We start from the raw sequence: 18,984 nt of genomic DNA on the forward strand, positions 1-18,984 counted from the left end.
CTGGGAACATAAAGACATGAGTGCTATCGTCGACATCATTGGCCGCGAAATTCTCGATTCGCGCGGCAACCCCACCGTCGAATGCGACGTGCTGCTGGAATCGGGCGCCATGGGCCGCGCCGCGGTGCCGTCGGGCGCCTCCACGGGTTCGCGCGAGGCCATCGAACTGCGCGACGGCGACAAGGGCCGCTACCTGGGCAAGGGCGTGCTGCGCGCCGTCGAGAACGTCAACACCGAGATCTCCGAAGCGCTGATGGGCCTGGACGCCCAGGAGCAGACCTTCGTCGACCGCACCCTGATCGAACTGGACGGTACCGACAGCAAGCAGCGCCTGGGCGCCAACGCCATGCTGGCCGCCAGCATGGCCGTGGCCCGCGCCGCCGCCGACGAGTCCGGCCTGTCGCTGTACCGCTACTTCGGCGGCAGCGGCCCCATGAGCATGCCCGTGCCGATGATGAACGTCATCAACGGCGGCGCGCACGCCAACAACACCCTGGACCTGCAGGAACTGATGATCCTGCCGGTGGGCGCATCCAGCTTCCGCGAGTCGCTGCGCTGGGGCGCCGAAGTGTTCCACATGCTGAAGCGCCTGATCCATGACCAGGGCATGTCCACCGCGGTGGGCGACGAGGGCGGCTTCGCGCCCAACGTGGCCAACCACGAAGCGGCCATCCAGCTGATCCTGAAGGCCATCACCGAAGCCGGCTACGAGCCTGGCACGCAGATCGCCCTGGGCCTGGACTGCGCGAGCTCGGAATTCTTCCGCGACGGCAAGTACACGCTGGCCGGCGAGGGCGGCGTGTCGCTGACCTCGCAGGAATTCGCCAACCTGCTGGCCACGTGGTGCGACAAGTACCCGATCATCTCGATCGAGGACGGCATGGCCGAGAACGACTGGGACGGCTGGAAGCTGCTGACCGACCAACTGGGCAAGAAGGTGCAGCTGGTGGGCGACGACCTGTTCGTCACCAACACCCGCATCCTGCGCGAAGGCATCCAGAAGGGCGTGGCCAACTCGATCCTGATCAAGATCAACCAGATCGGCACGCTGACCGAGACCTTCGCCGCCATCGAGATGGCCAAGCGCGCCGGCTACACCGCCGTCGTGTCGCACCGCTCGGGCGAAACCGAGGACTCGACCATCGCCGACATCGCCGTGGCCACCAACGCCATGCAGATCAAGACCGGTTCGCTGTCGCGTTCCGACCGCATGGCCAAGTACAACCAGTTGCTGCGCATCGAGGAAGAACTGGCCGAAGTCGCGTCGTACCCCGGCATCGAGGCGTTCTACAACCTGCGCTGACGTGTGACGGCGCCGCCGCCTGCGCAAGGCGGACGGCGCCCGCCACGCGCTTGCCGCGCTGCCAAGGACACGTATGCGACTGCTGCTGATCGTGCTGGTCGCCCTGGTGGGCCTGATCCAGTATCCGCTGTGGATGGGCAAGGGCGGCTGGTTTCGGGCATGGGAACTGCAGGAGCAGGTTGCCAAGCAGCGCGAAACCAACGACAGCCTGCGCGCCCGCAACGCCGCGCTGCAGGCCGAAGTGAACGACCTGGCCACCGGCACCGAGGCGCTGGAAGAGCGTGCCCGGGGCGAACTGGGCATGATGAAGGACGGCGAGGTGTTCGTGCACATCCTGCCGCCCGGTGCCGCCATTCCCGTCAAGCCGCCCGAAGCGCCCAAGCCGGGCGCCAAGCCGCCCGCGCGCGCCGCCGCGCAGCCCGCCAGGCCCGCCGCGCAACCTACACGCTGATCCGCGTTTCCGGCATCCGGCCCGCGTGCCGCTTGCCCGGCACGCGGCCACGGGACTACCGGGCCGATTCCCGGATCGCCAGGGCCGCGGCTGCCACGGCCCCTGCCGTGCTTGCGCGCCTTTCCCGCCGTCGTCCAGAGCCCCTGGTTCACTGGGCCGGCGTTTTCGTCAACACGCATCGTCGTCCTCGCCGATTTGCGGATGGACGCCCGCCGGCCATTGCACCGGGTGGGATTGCATGTCCATCGTCAGGGTCATGTCCAGGGGCAGCACGCCTGCTGATAGCGCCCGGACCGCGCAGCCGCCGCCCGCGCCGGGCAGCGCGGCCAGCATCCGCGTGGCCAACTGGCCCACGGGCGTGATGGGTTCGACCAGATAGCGCAGCCGCAACCGCAGCGTATTGGCCTGGAAGATGGTGAGGCCCGAACGCGGTCCCTTGCCGTCCGGCCATTTCGACAGATAGGCGGCGTGCTGTTCCGCCTGGTATTCGTTGCGCACTGCGGGCAGCCCCGGCGCGGCGGGCACGCGCAGGCCCGGATGCGCGAAGTCGGCATAGGCAGCAGCGCCGGGCCGCAGCACGGCGATGTGCCAGGCCGGCATGCCCGTGCGTTGGGCCGTGCGCGCCTGCGCGGCGTGTAGCATCAGCGTGGCTTCCAGGGAACCGCCGGGCGAGGCGTAACGCGGCAGCAGGGCCGCTTCAAAGGATTGGGCGATGAGGGCAGGGCGGGCGTTCCCGGTGGCGCCCGCACGCGCGGCCTCGGTCAGGGCGACATAGGCCAGCTGCCGCATGAGCTGCCAGTGCATGGCCTCGATGGCGGCCAGCGCGACCAGCAGTACCGCGCCCAGCGCGGCCGCGGACTCGACCAGCGCCGCACCGCGTTGGCGGGGCGGACGGCGTAAGCCGCAGAAGGAAAGGTGTGCGCAAAGCATGATGCCCGGCAGTGTGCCGGGCATCATGGGGAGCGTCGATTGTGGAATCTACGCCAATCTTTGTAGGACTGAATCGCTTGATTTCGCGCTCAGTCTGGTGGTGTCTGGCCGTGTGGCACACGGCACATTGCAGGTCGCACGTAGCACGCCGTACGCCACGAGCCGTACGCCACAAGGCGCCCAACCGCGAACGGAGCCCAGGCCCCGTCCTGGCTTCAATGCACCGTGGGCGGATTCTGCTGCGGCATCGGCGTGCTGGGCGCGAACAGCCCGGCGCAATCGACCGGATCGAAGGTATAGGGCTTGCCGCAGAAATCGCACGAGACTTCGACCTTGCCCTGTTCCTCGAGGATGTCGCGCACTTCGGCCTCGCCCAGCGAGCGCAGCATGCCGGCCACGCGCTCGCGCGTGCAGGGGCAGAACCAGCGCACCGGCTGGGGGTCGAAGGCGGTGAGGGTCTCTTCCCAGTACAGGCGATGGATGAGGGTGTCCACCTCGGTCTGCAGCAGCTCTTCGCCGGACAGCGTGCCGGCCAGGTGCGTGGCGCGCGCCCAGGTGTCCGAGTCGGCGCCGGCTTGCGCCATGCCACCCTGCTCGGGCAGGCGCTGCACCAGCAGGCCGGCGACGTGCTTGTCGTCGGCCGCCAGCCACAGGCGCGTGTCGAGCTGTTCGGAGGCCTTCATGTAGTGCTGCAGCGCCTCGGCCACCGTGTCGCCTTCGAGCGGCACGATGCCCTGGTAGGCCTGTTGGCCTGGCACCTTGCGCTTGGGGTCGAGGATGACCATGAAGCGGCCTTCGCCGCGGGCATTCAGCAGGCCCTGCATGGTGCCTTCTTCGGGCACTTCATGGCCCTCGCGCACCTTCACGGTGGCCCGCAGGCTGAGATCGGAGCGGCATTCGACCACCACCAGGGCGATCGGGCCATCGCCCTGGATCTGCAGCAGCAGCGAGCCGTCGAACTTGATGTTGGCGGCCAGCAGCGTCGAGGCGGCCACCAGTTCGCCCAGCAGGCGCTTGACGGCCGGCGGGTACCGGTGGTGCGCCTGGGCCTGCTGCCAGGTGTCGTGCAGACGCACGGCCTGCACGCGCACCGTACGGTCTTCGAGCAGGTATTTTTTCAGCGAATCGGTCATGCAGGCATCTTAGCCGATTCCGGGGGCGCCGCCCGCGCAGCGCAGGCTCAGCCGATGCGCTTGAGCGACGTCCGGTACTGCCTGCCGCGTTCGGCGTAGCGGGCGCTGCCCGCGTGCATGCCGGCGATCTCTTCGGCCGACAGTTCGCGCACGATCTTGCCGATGCCGATCACCAGCGAGTTGTCGGGGATGACGCGGCCCTCGGGCACGATGGCCCCCGCGCCGATCAGGCAGTTGCGGCCCACCACGGCGTTGTTCAGCACGATGGCCTGCATGCCGATCAGTGCGCCTTCCAGGATGGTGCAGCCGTGCAGCATGGCCTGGTGGCCGACCGTGACGTTCTCGTGCACGGTCAGCGGACAGCCTTCGTCCACGTGCATCACGGTGGACTCCTGGATGTTGCTGTTGCGGCGGATCACGATGGGGGCGTTGTCGGCCCGGATGGATACGTGCGACCAGATGCTGACGCCGGCTTCCAGGACGACGTTGCCGATCAGGTCGGCGCTGTCGGCCACGTAGGTGTCGGGGTCGATGGACGGCACGAGGTCGTCCAGTTGATAGATGGGCATTGCGGGGGTGTCTCCGTCTGGGCGCGCCGCCCGGCCGTCAGGCCGTGCCGGGATCGGTGCGCGCGCGTTCCGCGCGTTCTTCCTCGCGGCGCCGCAGCACCGCGCGCTGGACCTTGCCGGTGGTGGTCATCGGCAGCTCGTCCAGGTATTCGATTTCCTTGGGATATTCGTACGGCGCCAGGCGCTCGCGCACGTGATCCTGCAGGGACTGGGTGATCTGTTCGGGCGGCTGGCCGGCGTAGTCGGCGGTCAGCACCACGTACGCCTTGACCAGCGCGCCGCGCTCGGCATCGGGCTTGGGCACCACGGCGGCGTTGGCCACCGCCGGGTGGCCCAGCAGACAGTTCTCGATCTCGCCCGGCCCGATGCGGTAGCCGGCCGATTTGAACACGTCGTCGGCGCGGCCGGCATACCAGAGGTAGCCGTCGGCATCCCGGCTGGCCAGGTCGCCGGTGCGGCACCAGTCGCCGGTGAACTTGCCCTCGGTGGCGATGGGATTGCGCCAGTAGCCCAGGAACATGACCGGGTCGGGGTGCCCGTGGGCGTCGGTCCGGTTGACGGCGACCTCGCCGATCTCGCCCGCGGGCGCCTCGTTGCCCAGGTCGTCGATCACCGCCACACGGTGGCCCGGATAGGGACGGCCCATGCTGCCAGGCCGGGCGGGCCAGCGCTTGCTGCTGTTGCCCACCACGTAGTTCATCTCGGTCTGGCCGAACATCTCGTTGGGCGTGACGCCCAGCGCGGACTCGCACCAGGCGAACACGGTGTCGCCCACGCTCTCGCCGGCGCTCATCAGCGCCCGCAGCGCCAGCTTGTAGCGCTCGCGCGGCTGCGGCACCGTCTTCATCATCATCTTGAGGGCGGTGGGGAACAGGAACGCGTTGGTGACCTGGTAGCGCTCCAGCAGCTCGAACGCGCGCTCGGGCGAGAACCGGCCGCGCGTGCCCACGATGGGGTGGCCGAAATACAGGGTCGGCAGCAGGGCGTCCATCATGCCGCCGGTCCAGGCCCAGTCGGCCGGCGACCAGAACACGTCGCCCGGGCGCGGGAACCAGTCCTGCGAGGCCACGAACCCCGGCAGGTTGCCGATGAGCACGCTGTGCGGCAGCAGGGCGCCCTTGGGCGCGCCGGTGGTGCCGGAAGTGTAGAGCAGGATGGCGGGGTCCGACGCGCGCGTCATGACCCGCTTGAATTCGGACGGCTGGCGCGCCAGCAGGCTGCGCCACGGAAGGACGCGCTCGTCGGCGAAGCCGATGCCGATGATCTGCTGCAGTTGCGGGCAGTTGTCGCTGACGCCCAGCAGGTGGGCGCTGGAGGCGTAGTCGACGATGGCCACGCGGGCCTCGGCATCGCACAGCCGGGATTGCAGCGCCTCGGGGCCGAACAGCGAGGACAGGGGCAGCACCACCGCGCCGACGCTGTAGATGGCCATGTGGGCCACGACGGTTTCCGGACGTTGTCCCAAAACCACACCGACCCGGTCGCCGGGCTCCACGCCCATCTTGATCAGGCCGTTGGCCAACTGATTGGCCGCCTCGGCCAGGCGCGCGTAGGTCCAGACCTCGCGGTTGCCCGCCTCGTCCTCGTAGTAGATGGCGATGCGGCGGGATTCCGGCGCGCTGGCGGCCCACCGATGGCAGCAGGCTTCCGCGATGTTGAACTGGGTGGGAACCAGCCAGCGGAATGACTGGTAGAGCGCCTCGTAGTGGTCGTTCATGGCCCTATGTAGTAAGCGCGCGGTTGCTACGAAAGGGGGGGACCGCCGGTCTCCCCAAACGCAAGCATGACCTAGAGGGCCGTGAACTGCAACATGCCCGGGACCCAAACCAGGGACATATACGGGTTATTACGGACGCTTACTCTGCCGGCGTGGGGAACCGCGCGCGGAAGGCGCGGCGCGGGGGCCGCGTGGCTGCCTTATTTGCCGGACCGTCCGATCGCCGAAGGCAGGTCCGGCAGCGCCAGGGAAGGCCGGCCGCGCGCCGGGTTTTCGCGCTGGGCCAGCACACTTGCCCAGTCCAGCAGTTGCAGGCTGCCGTCCTGGGCTTCGGCCAGGGCGGACAGGCTTTCCACCCAGTCGCCGTCGTTGCAGTACAGGATGCCGTCGATGTCGCGCAGTTCGGGCTTGTGGATGTGGCCGCAGACCACGCCGTCCAGGCCGCGGCGGCGGGCCTCGCCGGCCAGCGCTTCCTCGAAGTGGGTGATGAACGAGACCGCGTTCTTCACCTTGTGCTTCAGGTATTGCGACAGGGACCAGTAGTGCAGCCCCATGCGGTGGCGCAGGCGGTTGAAATGATTGTTCAGCCACAGGGCGAACTGGTAGAGCGAGTCGCCCAGGTGCGCCAGCCACTTGCTGTGCTGGATCACGCCGTCGAACTGGTCGCCGTGCAGCACCAGCAGCTTCTGGCCCTTGGCCGTGACGTGGACTTCCTCGTCGAGTATCTCGATGTCGCCGAAGGCATAGCCGATGAACTCGCGGGCGAACTCGTCGTGGTTGCCCGGGATGAACACCACGCGGGTGCCGTTGCGGGCCTTGCGCAGGATGCGCTGGACCACGTCGTTGTGCGCGCGGGGCCAGTGCCAGTGCTTGCGCAACTGCCAGCCGTCGACGATGTCGCCGACCAGGTACAGCGTGTCGGCATCGTTGTGGTCGAGGAAATCAAGCAGGAATTGCGCCTTGCATCCACTGGTGCCCAGGTGGATGTCGGATAGCCATAATGTGCGCCAACGCGTCGGATGGATGTCGTTCACCGTGGTTTTCCGTTCAGCCCGTCTTGCCTAGGCATGAGACCAGCCAGGCATGACGTCAGCATGAAGGTTCGGTGACTGCTATGTGACGGATGTGTCCCTACCCTGTTGCACGGGGCTGGGCTGCCGCTTCGGCGCGGCGTTGCGCAGGCGGGTGCCGGCCAGGCGGTCATGCAGGAACTGGCCCTCGGCATCCACCCAGGTCCACAGGAACGAGGCGAAGGGCGCCACGACCACCAGCATGTCGACCGAGCGCCAGCCGGTCAGGGTGGAGCCCAGCGAGATCAGGCCGATCACGGCCAGCATGGGCGGCCAGATCAGCACGTAGCGCCAGGCCAGGCGTGCCGCGCCGGGCCGCTGGCCGTCGCGGTCGACCAGCCGGATGTGCCAGGTCTTCATGGGCAGCGTCTGCCCGCCGCGCCGCCAGCACAGCACGAAGTAGATGCCGATGACCAGGAACAGCCAGGCCTGACGCTGCGGGCGCAGCGCCAGCGCGTGGCGGCTCTGCGTCAGCGTGTCCAGCAGGTAGTCGGCCAGGAACACGATGCCGAACAACAGCACGCCTTCGTACATCATGCAGGCGAAGCGCCGGGCACGGCTGGGGGTGGCGGTAAGGTCCAGGGCGGTCGTCATGGGCGCACATTATCGCGCGGCGGCGGGCGGCGTAAACAAAAATGCGCGTCCGGCGCCGGGACGGCGACCGCGATGCTTCCGGCGTCCCGGCCCGGGCATGCCCGCCCGGGATCAGAGCCGGCCCTGCGCCAGCAGCTCGCGCGTGCGCGCCAGCGTCGACAGCAGGGCGCTCCTGTAGCCCTTGTCGCCGTCCAGCCACTGCTGTTCGGCCTGTTCCTCCGGTCCGTTCGGCGCCTTGCCGCGCAGGCCCAGGTAGCCATAGAAGCGCAATTGCAGCGCGCCGTCCCCGTCTTGAAAAAGCTCGTTGATGATCGCGCCTTCGCGCGGTCCCGTGGCCTGGAAGAAGGTGATCTTGCTCTGCGGCTCGAAGGTGATGATCTCGCGCAGGTCGCTGCCGCCGATGGTGGCTTCGCGCACGATGTGCGTCGGGCTGTCCTGCACCACGTCGCAGCGGGTGCACAGGCCGGGGGGCAGGAACAGGCGGGCATCGCGCGCCTTCAGCACGAGGCCCTGCCAGGCCTGCTGGCGAGTCAGCGGCGCCTGGCCTTCGGGGTTCACGGGAACGGTGGCGGTCGAATAGATCATGATGGGGTCCTTGGAAAGGTTCGCCTGCACGGCGGCGCGCGGCAGGCCGGTCGTTGGGAAGCAAGCCGTTCGGGGGCGTGCGACATCCATGGCTCCACGATAAGTGTTCCGATATCGAAAGCGAAGACCCTAAAATATAGACATTACGTATCAAAAGTGAGACGGTATGGACCTCAACGCGCTGGCGGACTTCCAACTGGTGGCCGCGCAAGGCGGCTTCGGAAAGGCCAGCCGCGCCAGCGGCCGGTCCAAGGCGACCTTGTCCCGGCGCATCGCCGATCTCGAGGACGCGCTGGGCATCCGGCTGATCGAACGCGGCGCGCGCAGCCTGGCGCTGACCGAGGCCGGTCAGGTACTGCTGGCCCGCACGCAGGGGCCGATGCATGAGATCGCCGAGGCGGTGGCGGCGGCGCGAGACGGGCGGGATACGCCGCGCGGCGTGCTGCGCATCGCGGCGCCGGTCCTGTTCTCGCAACTGGCGCTGGGGCGTCTGGTGGCCCGCTTCCGGGCCCGCCATCCCGACGTGCAGGTCGAGGCGGTGGCCGAGGACCGCTTCGTCGATCTGGTCGAGGAGCATTTCGACGTCGCCATCCGCGTCAATCCGGGCCAGGAAGGCGCGCTGGTGGGCAGGTGCTTCGCCCGGGACAGGCTGGTGCTGGCTGCCGCGCCGTCCATCGCGAGGCCGGCGGCGTCCGGCGGCGTCCGGCTCGTGCAGGCACCCGCCGTCGTCACGCAGGCCCATCGCGAGGGAGACATCTGGTCGGTGGACGGCGGGCAGTTACAGGTCGAGCCCCGTCCCGTCCTGCGCCTGTCGTCGCTGCTGATGGTGCGCGACGCCATCGCGGCCGGTGCGGGGGTGGCGATGCTGCCGCATTCCATCGTCGCCACGCTGCTGCAAAAAGGAACGCTCGTGTCATGGGGCGCCGCCGGCGACGAGGTCGAGCTCTGGGTGCTGCATACGTCCCGGCGCCTGCAAAGTCCCAAGGTGCAAGCGTTCGTGGCCTTCATGTGCAGCCAGTATCCGGGCGGGTCGTTCAGCCTTCCGGCGGATTGAATCGCCGCGGGGCCGGCGCGACACTCGCGCAATGGCGTTGCGCACAACCGTCCGCGGCTGCGCACGAGCGCAGGGCCGCCTTGCGGCGCACAAAAAAAACCCGCCGGTTAGGGCGGGTTGAGAAAGGGGCTATGCAGCCCCCAAGGGGAAATCGGTACTGCGCCGCGAAATCAGGCGGAAGCCGCGGCGGTCTTGACGGGGGCCGGCTGTTCGGCGCGGGCCATCAACTTGCGCAGGCCGGCGAGCAGGGCGCGCAGCGGGTGCGGACGGAATTGCTCTTGCATGGCTTGCACCATCAATTGGCGTTCGAGCTCGTCGCTCATCACGACGCCTTGCGTAATCTTGATCACTTGCTTTACGCCACGATTTTCACAACCGGGCGGTCTTTTGTCTAGGGTTAACCCGGATTTTAGGGTTAACCCTGGATTTGTGCAAGTGCATGGTGCAAGACGCGCGATCCTGGTGCTGATGATGCCCCAATTCCGCGCCGTTGTGGCGCACCAGGGCACGATAGCGGGGCGACATTGCTGCCCTTTTACAACGGCGCGGCACACGCCCGGGCTCGCAGGGCGCCCGGGCAGGCGCTCAGGTCGCGTCGCGGTAGCTGCCGGCGGCCAGTTCGAAGCCGAACAGGCGGCAGTCCAGCGCGCCGTTGTGCAGCGGGATGCGGCGCTGCGGCTTCAGGCGCAGGCGCTGGGGCAGGGTCATGTCGCTGGAGATGACGTGCAGCTGCCAGCCGGCGAAGCGACGCTTCAGGCAGGCCGACCAGTCGCGCCACAGGGTGTCGTCGTGCTCTTCCATGCGCTCGCCGTAGGGCGGGTTGGTGACGATCCAGCCAGACTCGGCCGGGGGCTCGATGTCGCGCGCATCGCCCGTCTCGAAGCGTATGGTCTCGTCGGTCAGCCAGGCACGTTCGGCATTGGCGCGCGCGAAGTCGATGGCCTGCGGGTCCAGGTCGTAGCCCACCAGCGGCGTTTCCAGTTTGGTGAGGATGCGGGCGCGCGCATCGTCCTTCAGGTCGCGCCAGCGGCGCGGGTCGAAGCCGCGCAGGCGCTCGAAACCGAAGGGCCGCGAGACGCCGGCGGGCACGCCCAGCGCGATCCAGGCGGCTTCGATCAGGATGGTGCCGCTGCCGCAGAAGGGGTCCAGCAGCGGGGCGGCCGGATCCCAGCCGGCCAGCGCCAGCATGCCCGCGGCCAGGTTCTCGCGCAGCGGCGCCTCGCCCTTGTCCAGGCGCCAGCCGCGCTTGAACAGCGATTCGCCCGTGGTGTCCAGGTACAGCGTGGCGGTGGTGCCGAACAGGAACAGGTGCACGCGCGCGTCGGGGCGCACGGTGTCGATGTCGGGGCGCGCGCCTTCGCGATCGCGCAGGCGGTCGCAGATGCCGTCCTTGGCGCGCAGGTTGCAGTACTGCAGGCTGCGCACCGGGCTCTTGATGGCAGAGGTGTCCACCCGCAGCGTCTGCTCGGCGCCGAACCAGCGTTCCCAGGGCACGCTGTAGGCCAGATCGAGGATGTCGTCCTCGTGCGAGATCTCGGCCTGCGCCACCTGCGCCAGGATGCGCGTGGCCAGGCGCGAATACAGGTTGGCGCGCTGCACGCCCGACCAGTCGGCGGAAAAGCTGCAGCCGGCGCGGCCCATCTTCGCGTCCTCGAAGCCCAGCGCCTGCATCTCGGCGGTCAGCGCCTCTTCCAGCCCTTGCGGGCACGGCGCGAAGATCTGGAATATCTCGGCGGGCTGGTTGCGGCCATGGGCATGGCGGTCGCGCTGGCGTCCGCGCGGCGCGACGTGTACGGGAACATCCTGCCCGGCGTCGTCATGCCCGGCGTGGTCACGCGCGGGGGCCTCGTCGTCGTCCCACTGCGGCGCGTCCGGCGGCAGGTCGTCCCAGGCGGCGCTGTCGGCGGGCAGGTCGTCCCACGCCGCGCCCGTTGCGGGTTGCGCGGGCTCGTCGCGGCGCGTGTCGCGCATCTCGCGATCCATGTAGCGCCTGGGTTCGGGACGCGGCTGCGCCGGCAGGGACTGCGCGCGCTGCAGGCGATCTTCCTTGTCGCGGCTGCGTTCCAGTTGCGTCGCCTGGCGCGCGCGCGCGCCGCTGCGCTTGCGGCGCGGCGCGTCGTCTTCCGCGGGGCGGGTGGTCTTGTTGACCGAGAGGGTGCGGCGCGGACGGTCTTGATCGTCGGATGACATGCGAGTTTGGAGAGGCTGGGGATTAGAAGGGTTTGACGACGACCAGCACGACTACCAGCACAAGCAGCAGGACAGGAACTTCGTTGAACCAGCGATAGAACGTATGCGGGCGCGTGTTGCGGCCCTGTTCGAATTTGCGCAGCATGACGCCGCAGGCATGATGGTAGCCGACGATCAGCAGCACCAGCAGCAGCTTGCCGTGCATCCAGCCGTTGCCGGGGCCCATGCCGATGCCGTAGCCCACGTACAGCCACAGGCCCAGCAGCACGGCCGGCACGGCCAGGATCGTCATGAAGCGGTAGAGCCGCCGCGCCATGCCCAGCAGACAGGACTGGACGCCTGGATCGGTCTGCTGGGCCAGGTTCACGTAGATACGGGGCAGGTAGAACAGCCCGGCGAACCAGGACGCGATGAAGACGATGTGAAAGGCCTTGATCCACAGCATGGCGCGCGCTCCGTAGGGAATCCGCCATTGTAATGGCGCGGATGCCGGAGGGCCGGGACGCGGTGTCGCAGGCGTGGTGTGCGTCCGCCGCCGCCGCGTCTCAGATCACGTACAGGTCCACGTACTCGTGCACCGGCATGGCTTCCAGCGCCTGCTGGTCCAGCGACACGTCCAGGATGCGCTGCTGCTGGCGCGCCGGGAACACGCGGGCCAGGTTGGTGCGGAACTTGGCTTCCAGCAGGGGAATGCCGTCGGCCCGCCGGCGCTTGTGGCCGATGGGGTATTCGCACACGATCTCGTCGAGCTGCGTGCCGTCCTTGAACCGCACCGTCAGCGCGTTGGCGATCGAGCGCTTGTCGGGATCGTGGTAGTCCTTCGTGAACGCCGGATCCTCCACGCAGACGATGCGGTCGCGCAGCGCGTCGATGCGCGGGTTCCCGGCGATGCCGTCCTCGTAGTCGGCCGCCGTCAGGCGTCCGAACAGCACCGGCACCGCCACCATGTACTGGATGCAGTGGTCGCGGTCCGCGGGGTTGTTCAGCGGACCCTGCTTGTCGATGATTCGGATGCAGGCCTCGTGCGTGCGGATGACGATGCGGTCGATGTCGTCGGCCGTCCTGCCCGCCGCGGCCAGCCTGGCGTGGATGTCCATGGCGCACTCGACCGCCGTTTGCGCGTGGAACTCGGCCGGGTACGAGATCTTGAACAGCACGTTTTCCATCACGTAGCTGCCGTACGGCCGCTGGAACGTGAAGGGCCGCCCCTTGAACAGCACGTCGTAGAAGCCCCAGGTCTTGGCCGTCAGCACCGAGGGATAGCCCATCTCGCCGGTGCGCGCGATCAGCGCCAGGCGCACGGCGCGGCTGGTGGCGTCGCCCGCGGCCCAGCTTTTTCTGCTGCCGGCGTTGGGCGCGTGCCGGTAGGTGCGCAGGCTCTGCCCGTCGACCCAGGCCAGCGACACGGCGTTGACCACTTCCTCGCGCGACAGGCCCAGCATCCGCGCGACCACGGCGGCCGAGGCCACCTTGACCAACACCACGTGATCCAGGCCGACTTTGTTGAACGAGTTCTCCAGCGCGATGCAACCCTGGATCTCGTGCGCCTTGATCATGCCGGTCAGCACGTCGCGCATCGCCAGTGGCGGCTTGCCGGCCGCCACCGCGGTGCGCGACACCCAGTCGGCCACGGCCAGGATGCCGCCCAGGTTGTCAGACGGATGGCCCCATTCGGCGGCCAGCCAGGTGTCGTTGAAGTCCAGCCAGCGGATCATGGCGCCGATGTTGAAGGCGGCCTGCACCGGGTCCAGCTGGAACTGCGTGCCGGGCACCTTGGCGCCGTTGGGCACCACGGTGCCCGGCACGATGGGGCCCAGCAGCTTGCGGCATGCCGGGTACTCCAGGGCCTCCAGGCCGCAGCCCAGCGTGTCGATCAGGCAGTTGCGGGCCGTCTCGTAGGCCAGCGGACTCTGGATTTCATAGGCCAAGACATAGTCGGCGATGTCGGTCAGCACCGCGTCCCAGGCGGGACGCTGGGCGGACGCGGGAGCGGCATGGTGCATGGCGGGGCCTCCTTCACAGCGTGTCGGCCGGCACGCGGATGTGGCCTTCCATCAGCACGCGCGCGCTGCGGCTCATGATGGCCTTGGTGACCTTCCATTGTCCCTCTTCCAGGCGGGCCTGCGCGCCCACGCGCAGCGTGCCCGAGGGGTGGCCGAAGCGCACCGATTCGCGCTCGCCGCCGCCGGCCGCCAGGTTGACCAGCGTGCCCGGCACGGCTGCTGCGGTGCCGATGGCGACGGCCGCCGTGCCCATCATGGCGTGGTGCAGCTTGCCCATGGACATGGCGCGCACGCGTACGTCGATGTCGCCTTCGCCGATCCGCTTGCCGCTGGACGCGGTGTAGGCCGCGGGCGGCGCCACGAAGGCGATTTTTGGCGTGTGCTGGCGCTTGGCCGCTTCCGACACGTCGGCGATCAGGCCCATGCGCACGGCGCCGTGCGCGCGCAGCGTCTCGAACATGGCCAGCGCCTTGGGGTCGCCATTGATGGCGTCCTGCAGCTCGCTGCCGGTGTAGCCGATGGACTCGGCGTTGACGAAGATGGTGGGAATGCCGGCGTTGATCATCGTGGCCTGCAGCGTGCCGATGCCGGGCACCTCCAGCGTGTCCACCACGTTGCCGGTGGGAAACATCGCGCCGCCGTCGCCCTCGCCCTCGTCGGCGGGGTCCAGGAACTCGAGCTGCACTTCGGCGGCCGGGAAGGTGACGCCGTCCAGTTCGAAGTCGCCGGTTTCCTGCACCCGGCCGTCCACCATGGGGATGTGGCCCAGGATGGTCTTGCCGATGTTGGCCTGCCAGATGCGGACGATGGCCGTGCCGTTCTGCGGCACGCGGGCCGGATCGACCAGGCCGTTCTCGATGGCGAAGGCGCCGACCGCCGCGCTGAGGTTGCCGCAGTTGCCGCTCCAGTCGACGAAGGCGGTGTCGATGGAGACCTGGCCGAACAGATAGTCGACGTCGTGGTCCGGGCGCTGGCTGCGGTCCAGGATGACGGTCTTGCTGGTGCTGGAGGTCGCGCCGCCCATGCCGTCGATCTGTTTGCCGTAGGGGTCGGGGCTGCCGATCACGCGCAGCAGCAGCGCGTCGCGCGCGGGGCCGGGCTTCTGCGCCGCGGCCGGCAGGTCCTGCAGGCGGAAGAACACGCCCTTGCTGGTGCCGCCGCGCATGTAGGTGGCGGGGATGCGGAGTTGAGGTAGGGAAGCCATGTTTGTCGATTCCTTGCGGACGGCGGCGCCGCGACGGCGCCGCCGGGTGGAGAGTTCAGGCTGCCTGCGAGGACTCGAGGAAGTCCTGGGCGAAACGCTGCAGCACGCCGCCGGCCTCGTAGATCGAGACCTCCTCGGCGGTGTCCAGGCGACAGGTGACGGGCACGTGCACGTCCTGGCCGTTGCGGCGGTGGATGACCAGCGTGAGCGTGGCGCGCGGCACGCGTTCGCCGATCACGTCGAACGTCTCGGTGCCGTCGATGGCCAGCGTCTTGCGGTCCGTGCCGGGCAGGAACTCCAGCGGCAGCACGCCCATGCCGATCAGGTTGGTGCGGTGGATGCGTTCGAAGCCTTCGGCCACGATGGCCTCCACGCCCGCCAGCCGCACGCCCTTGGCCGCCCAGTCGCGCGACGAGCCCTGGCCGTAGTCGGCGCCGGCGATGATGATCAGCGGCTGCTTGCGGTCCATGTAGGTCTCGATGGCTTCCCACATGCGTGTGACCTGGCCCTCGGGTTCGATCCGCGCCAGCGAGCCCTGTTTGACCTGCCCGTCGACCACGGCCATCTCGTTGATGAGCTTGGGGTTGGCGAAGGTGGCGCGCTGCGCCGTCAGGTGATCGCCGCGATGGGTGGCGTACGAGTTGAAGTCCTCTTCCGGCAGGCCCATCTTCGCCAGGTATTCGCCCGCCGCGCTGTCGGCCATGATGGCGTTGGACGGCGACAGGTGGTCGGTGGTGATGTTGTCGCCCAGCACCGCCAGCGGCCGCATGGCCGACAGCGTGCGCTCGCCGGCCAGCGCGCCTTCCCAGTACGGCGGGCGGCGGATGTAGGTGCTCTGCGCGCGCCAGTCGTACAGCGGGCTGATCTCCGCCTGCTGCTCGACGGCGAAGGTGAACATGGGCTCGTACACCTTGCGGAATTGCTCGGGCTTGACGCTGGCCGCGACCACCGCATCGATCTCCGCATCGCTGGGCCAGATGTCCTTCAGCGTGACGGGCTTGCCCGATGCGTCGGTGCCCAGCGCGTCGCGCTCGATGTCCACGCGCACCGTGCCGGCGATCGCATACGCGATCACCAGCGGCGGCGAGGCCAGGAAGGCCTGCTTGGCGTAGGGATGGATCCGGCCGTCGAAGTTGCGGTTGCCCGACAGCACGGCGGTGGCGTACAGGTTGCGGTCGATGATCTCCTGCTGGATGACGGGATCGAGCGCGCCGCTCATGCCGTTGCAGGTGGTGCACGCGAACGCCACGATGCCGAAGCCCAGCTGTTCCAGGTCTGGCAGCAGGCCGGACTCTTCCAGGTACAGCTGCACCGCCTTGGAGCCGGGCGCCAGCGAGGTCTTCACCCAGGGCTTGCGCGCCAGGCCCGCGCGGTTCGCATTGCGCGCCAGCAGCGCGGCGGCGATGACGTTGCGCGGGTTGCTGGTGTTGGTGCAGCTGGTGATGGCGGCGATGATGACGGCGCCGTCGGGCATCTGGCCCGGCGTCTCTTCCCACGGCCCGGCGATGCCGCGTTCGGCCAGGTCGGTCGTGGCCACGCGCTTGTGCGGGTTGGAAGGGCCGGCCATGTTGCGCACGACCGTGGACAGGTCGAAGCTCAGCATGCGCTCGTATTCGGCGTGCTTCAGGTCGTCGGCCCACAGGCCGGCCTGCTTCGCATAGGTCTCGACCAGGCGCACCTGCTGGTCGTCGCGGCCGGTCAGGCGCAGGTAGTCGATGGTCTGGCCGTCGATGTAGAACATCGCGGCGGTGGCGCCGAACTCCGGCGTCATGTTCGAGATGGTGGCGCGGTCGCCGATGGTCAGCGCGCTGGCGCCCGAGCCCAGGAACTCGATGTAGGCGCCCACGACCTTCTCGCGGCGCAGGAATTCGGTCAGGGCCAGCACGATGTCGGTGCAGGTGATGCCGGGCTGGGGGCGGCCGGTCAGCTCGACGCCGATGATGTCCGGCAGGCGCATCCACGATGCGCGGCCCAGCATCACGTTTTCGGCCTCCAGGCCGCCCACGCCGATGGCGATCACGCCCAGCGCATCGACGTGCGGCGTGTGGCTGTCGGTGCCCACGCAGGTGTCGGGGAAGGCCACGCCATCGCGCACCTGCACGACCGGCGACATCTTCTCCAGGTTGATCTGGTGCATGATGCCGTTGCCCGGCGGGATCACGTCGACGTTCTGGAAGGCTTGCTTGGTCCAGTTGATGAAGTGGAAGCGGTCTTCGTTGCGGCGGTCTTCCACCGCGCGATTCTTCTCGAAGGCGTCGGGGTCGAAGCCGGCATGCTCGACGGCCAGCGAATGGTCGACGATCAGCTGCGTCGGCACCACGGGATTGATCTGCGCGGGGTCGCCGCCGGCGTCGGCGATGGCATCGCGCAGCCCGGCCAGGTCGACCAGCGCGGTCTGGCCCAGGATGTCGTGGCAGACCACGCGGGCCGGATACCAGGGAAAATCCATGTCGCGGCGGCGCTCGATCAGCTGGCGTAGCGAATCGGCCAGCGTGGCGGGATCGCAGCGGCGCACCAGGTTCTCGGCCAGCACGCGCGAGGTGTAGGGCAGGGTGGCCCAGGCGCCGGCCTGGAGGTCTTCGACGGCCTGGCGGGCGTCGAAGTAATCCAGCGAAGTGCCGGGCAGGGGTTTGCGGTAGTTCGTGTTCATGAAAGGCGTGTCTCCATAGCCGTCGGCAGGCCGGAAATGCGCGGGCGCGCCGCGTGCGCGGCGCGCCCGTGCGCGTTCGTTCCGGGGCGCTTACGGGCGCTTGCCGATGGGCACGTACTTCAGATCGTCCGGGCCGGTGTAGTTGGCCGTGGGGCGGATGATCTTGTTGTCGATGCGTTGCTCGATGATGTGGGCGGACCAGCCCGCGGTGCGCGCGATGACGAACAGCGGCGTGAACATCGCGGTGGGCACGCCCATCACGTGGTAGCTGACGGCCGAGAACCAGTCGAGGTTGGGGAACATCTTCTTGATGTCCCACATCACGGTCTCCAGGCGTTCGGCGATGTCGAACAGCTTGGTGCTGCCGGCCTGCTTCGACAGCTTGCGCGACACTTCCTTGATGACCTTGTTGCGCGGGTCCGAGATCGTGTAGACGGGGTGGCCGAAGCCGATGATGACTTCCTTGTTCTCGACGCGGCGGCGGATGTCGGCCTCGGCCTCGTCCGGCGTCTCGTAGCGGCTCTGCACTTCGAACGCCACTTCGTTGGCGCCGCCATGCTTCGGGCCGCGCAGCGCGCCGATGCCGCCGGTGATGGCCGAGTAAATGTCGGATCCGGTGCCGGCGATGACGCGGCTGGTGAACGTGGAGGCGTTGAACTCGTGCTCGGCGTACAGGATCAGCGAGGTGTGCATGGCGCGGACCCAGTCGTCCGAGGGCTTCTTGCCGTGCAGCAGGTGCAGGAAGTGTCCGCCGATGCTGTCGTCGTCGGTCTGCACGTCGATGATGCGGCCGTTGTGGCTGTAGTGGTACCAGTACAGCAGGGCCGAGCCCAGGTTGGCCATCAGGCGGTCGGCGATGTCGCGCGCGCCCGGCAGATTGTGGTCGTCCTTCTCGGGCAGGATGCAGCCCAGCACCGAGACGGCTGTGCGCATCACGTCCATCGGGTGGCTGGCGGCGGGCAGGGCTTCCAGCGCGGTCTGCAACTGGGCGGGCAGGCCGCGCAGCGCGCGCAGCTTTTCCTTGTAGGCCTTCAGTTCGGCCTTGTTGGGCAGCTTCCCGTGCACCAGCAGGTGGGCGATTTCCTCGAACTCGGCGGTGTCGGCGAAATCCAGGATGTCGTAGCCGCGGTAGTGCAGGTCGTTGCCGGTGCGGCCGACGGTACACAGCGCGGTGTTGCCCGCGACCACTCCGGACAGGGCGACCGATTTCTTGGGCTTGAAGCCGGAGGGCGCGGCGTCCGTGGCGGCGGCCGCCGCGGCCGTCGCCGGCGCATCCGCGGCCTGCGGCTTCGCGGCGGACTTCTCGGCTTGCTTGGCGGCTTGCTTCTTCATGGCGGTGCTCATGGTGGTGCGGTCTCCTTATCGGTGATGGCGATGCGGGGCTGGGGGGCGAACCCGTCGCGCGAGGCGGGTCGGGACCGGCGGGCTGGCGTGCGATCGTGCATGCCCAGGCCGGCGCCGGGCCCGCGGTCCAGGTGCCTTCGCAGTCTACGCAACGACGTGGCCACCTGTCACCCGGAATGCGGTGAAG

At 68.6% G+C, this 18,984-nt stretch carries 17 protein-coding genes; 3 read left to right on the plus strand and 14 right to left on the minus strand.

Annotation, left to right across the window (positions count from 1 at the left end; genetic code table 11):
- The first annotated feature begins 16 nt into the window (after positions 1-16).
- Together eno and ftsB are read left to right on the plus strand one after the other, a co-directional pair.
- A complete protein-coding gene (gene eno / locus FS845_RS20485) occupies positions 17-1,303 on the plus strand; it encodes a phosphopyruvate hydratase (protein ID WP_144638776.1) in 1,287 nt (428 codons plus the stop codon).
- Between the two features lie 73 nt (positions 1,304-1,376).
- On the plus strand, positions 1,377-1,754 hold the full coding sequence (ftsB, locus tag FS845_RS20490) for a cell division protein FtsB (RefSeq protein WP_144638778.1): 378 nt from the start codon (positions 1,377-1,379) through the stop codon (positions 1,752-1,754).
- Between the two features lie 168 nt (positions 1,755-1,922).
- Here ftsB and FS845_RS20495 read toward each other — a convergent pair whose 3' ends face one another.
- From FS845_RS20495 to FS845_RS20525, 7 genes are all read right to left on the minus strand, one after another.
- Positions 1,923-2,711, minus strand: a complete 789-nt coding sequence (locus FS845_RS20495) for a TadE/TadG family type IV pilus assembly protein (RefSeq protein WP_144638780.1) — start codon at positions 2,709-2,711, stop codon at positions 1,923-1,925.
- Positions 2,712-2,899: 188 nt separating this feature from the next.
- Entirely contained in the window at positions 2,900-3,817 is a 918-nt protein-coding gene (gene hslO / locus FS845_RS20500) for an Hsp33 family molecular chaperone HslO (protein WP_144638782.1), read from the minus strand.
- A 47-nt stretch (positions 3,818-3,864) separates the two neighbouring features.
- On the minus strand, positions 3,865-4,386 hold the full coding sequence (locus tag FS845_RS20505) for a gamma carbonic anhydrase family protein (RefSeq protein ID WP_144638783.1): 522 nt from the start codon (positions 4,384-4,386) through the stop codon (positions 3,865-3,867).
- A 37-nt stretch (positions 4,387-4,423) separates the two neighbouring features.
- Entirely contained in the window at positions 4,424-6,103 is a 1,680-nt protein-coding gene (locus FS845_RS20510; RefSeq protein ID WP_144638785.1) for an acyl-CoA synthetase, read from the minus strand.
- Between the two features lie 200 nt (positions 6,104-6,303).
- Positions 6,304-7,137, minus strand: a complete 834-nt coding sequence (locus FS845_RS20515) for a UDP-2,3-diacylglucosamine diphosphatase (RefSeq protein ID WP_144638787.1) — start codon at positions 7,135-7,137, stop codon at positions 6,304-6,306.
- Between the two features lie 78 nt (positions 7,138-7,215).
- Positions 7,216-7,767, minus strand: coding sequence for an RDD family protein (locus tag FS845_RS20520; RefSeq protein ID WP_144638789.1), 552 nt, complete (start codon positions 7,765-7,767; stop codon positions 7,216-7,218).
- Positions 7,768-7,878: 111 nt separating this feature from the next.
- The gene (locus FS845_RS20525) at positions 7,879-8,352 is read right to left on the minus strand and encodes an AtaL-like protein (protein WP_144638791.1); all 474 of its coding nucleotides are present in this window, start codon (positions 8,350-8,352) and stop codon (positions 7,879-7,881) included.
- A gap of 166 nt (positions 8,353-8,518) precedes the next feature.
- On the opposite strand from FS845_RS20525, the gene FS845_RS20530 reads away from it, so the two are divergent.
- Complete coding sequence (locus tag FS845_RS20530) at positions 8,519-9,406, plus strand: LysR family transcriptional regulator (protein WP_144638793.1); 888 nt, start codon at positions 8,519-8,521, stop codon at positions 9,404-9,406.
- Positions 9,407-9,576: 170 nt separating this feature from the next.
- On the opposite strand, the gene FS845_RS20535 is transcribed toward FS845_RS20530, so the two are convergent.
- The 7 genes from FS845_RS20535 to prpC form a co-directional block, all read right to left on the minus strand.
- The gene (locus FS845_RS20535; protein WP_144638794.1) at positions 9,577-9,756 is read right to left on the minus strand and encodes a hypothetical protein; all 180 of its coding nucleotides are present in this window, start codon (positions 9,754-9,756) and stop codon (positions 9,577-9,579) included.
- Between the two features lie 235 nt (positions 9,757-9,991).
- Positions 9,992-11,596, minus strand: a complete 1,605-nt coding sequence (locus FS845_RS20540) for a THUMP domain-containing protein (protein ID WP_144638795.1) — start codon at positions 11,594-11,596, stop codon at positions 9,992-9,994.
- A 22-nt stretch (positions 11,597-11,618) separates the two neighbouring features.
- Entirely contained in the window at positions 11,619-12,041 is a 423-nt protein-coding gene (locus tag FS845_RS20545; protein ID WP_144638796.1) for a CopD family protein, read from the minus strand.
- Between the two features lie 100 nt (positions 12,042-12,141).
- A complete protein-coding gene (locus tag FS845_RS20550; RefSeq protein WP_144638797.1) occupies positions 12,142-13,599 on the minus strand; it encodes a bifunctional 2-methylcitrate dehydratase/aconitate hydratase in 1,458 nt (485 codons plus the stop codon).
- Positions 13,600-13,612: 13 nt separating this feature from the next.
- Entirely contained in the window at positions 13,613-14,803 is a 1,191-nt protein-coding gene (gene prpF, locus FS845_RS20555; RefSeq protein WP_144638799.1) for a 2-methylaconitate cis-trans isomerase PrpF, read from the minus strand.
- A gap of 55 nt (positions 14,804-14,858) precedes the next feature.
- Positions 14,859-17,453, minus strand: coding sequence for a Fe/S-dependent 2-methylisocitrate dehydratase AcnD (acnD, locus tag FS845_RS20560; RefSeq protein ID WP_144638801.1), 2,595 nt, complete (start codon positions 17,451-17,453; stop codon positions 14,859-14,861).
- Between the two features lie 90 nt (positions 17,454-17,543).
- Complete coding sequence (prpC, locus tag FS845_RS20565; protein ID WP_144638803.1) at positions 17,544-18,797, minus strand: 2-methylcitrate synthase; 1,254 nt, start codon at positions 18,795-18,797, stop codon at positions 17,544-17,546.
- Positions 18,798-18,984 lie beyond the last annotated feature (187 nt).

The organism is Bordetella genomosp. 13, assembly GCF_007679965.1.
Lineage (GTDB): Bacteria > Pseudomonadota > Gammaproteobacteria > Burkholderiales > Burkholderiaceae_B > Bordetella.

Excerpts from the sequence above, each read along its gene's own strand:
- ftsB (WP_144638778.1), top strand. The coding sequence starts at position 1,377 with ATGCGACTGCTGCTGATCGTGCTGGTCGCCCTGGTGGGCCTGATCCAG.
- FS845_RS20495 (WP_144638780.1), bottom strand. The coding sequence starts at position 2,711 with ATGATGCCCGGCACACTGCCGGGCATCATGCTTTGCGCACACCTTTCC.
- hslO (WP_144638782.1), bottom strand. The coding sequence starts at position 3,817 with ATGACCGATTCGCTGAAAAAATACCTGCTCGAAGACCGTACGGTGCGC.
- prpC (WP_144638803.1), bottom strand. The coding sequence starts at position 18,797 with ATGAGCACCGCCATGAAGAAGCAAGCCGCCAAGCAAGCCGAGAAGTCC.
- FS845_RS20520 (WP_144638789.1), bottom strand. The coding sequence starts at position 7,767 with ATGACGACCGCCCTGGACCTTACCGCCACCCCCAGCCGTGCCCGGCGC.
- acnD (WP_144638801.1), bottom strand. The coding sequence starts at position 17,453 with ATGAACACGAACTACCGCAAACCCCTGCCCGGCACTTCGCTGGATTAC.
- FS845_RS20510 (WP_144638785.1), bottom strand. The coding sequence starts at position 6,103 with ATGAACGACCACTACGAGGCGCTCTACCAGTCATTCCGCTGGCTGGTT.
- FS845_RS20530 (WP_144638793.1), top strand. The coding sequence starts at position 8,519 with ATGGACCTCAACGCGCTGGCGGACTTCCAACTGGTGGCCGCGCAAGGC.
- prpF (WP_144638799.1), bottom strand. The coding sequence starts at position 14,803 with ATGGCTTCCCTACCTCAACTCCGCATCCCCGCCACCTACATGCGCGGC.
- FS845_RS20540 (WP_144638795.1), bottom strand. The coding sequence starts at position 11,596 with ATGTCATCCGACGATCAAGACCGTCCGCGCCGCACCCTCTCGGTCAAC.
- eno (WP_144638776.1), top strand. The coding sequence starts at position 17 with ATGAGTGCTATCGTCGACATCATTGGCCGCGAAATTCTCGATTCGCGC.
- FS845_RS20545 (WP_144638796.1), bottom strand. The coding sequence starts at position 12,041 with ATGCTGTGGATCAAGGCCTTTCACATCGTCTTCATCGCGTCCTGGTTC.
- FS845_RS20525 (WP_144638791.1), bottom strand. The coding sequence starts at position 8,352 with ATGATCTATTCGACCGCCACCGTTCCCGTGAACCCCGAAGGCCAGGCG.
- FS845_RS20505 (WP_144638783.1), bottom strand. The coding sequence starts at position 4,386 with ATGCCCATCTATCAACTGGACGACCTCGTGCCGTCCATCGACCCCGAC.
- FS845_RS20550 (WP_144638797.1), bottom strand. The coding sequence starts at position 13,599 with ATGCACCATGCCGCTCCCGCGTCCGCCCAGCGTCCCGCCTGGGACGCG.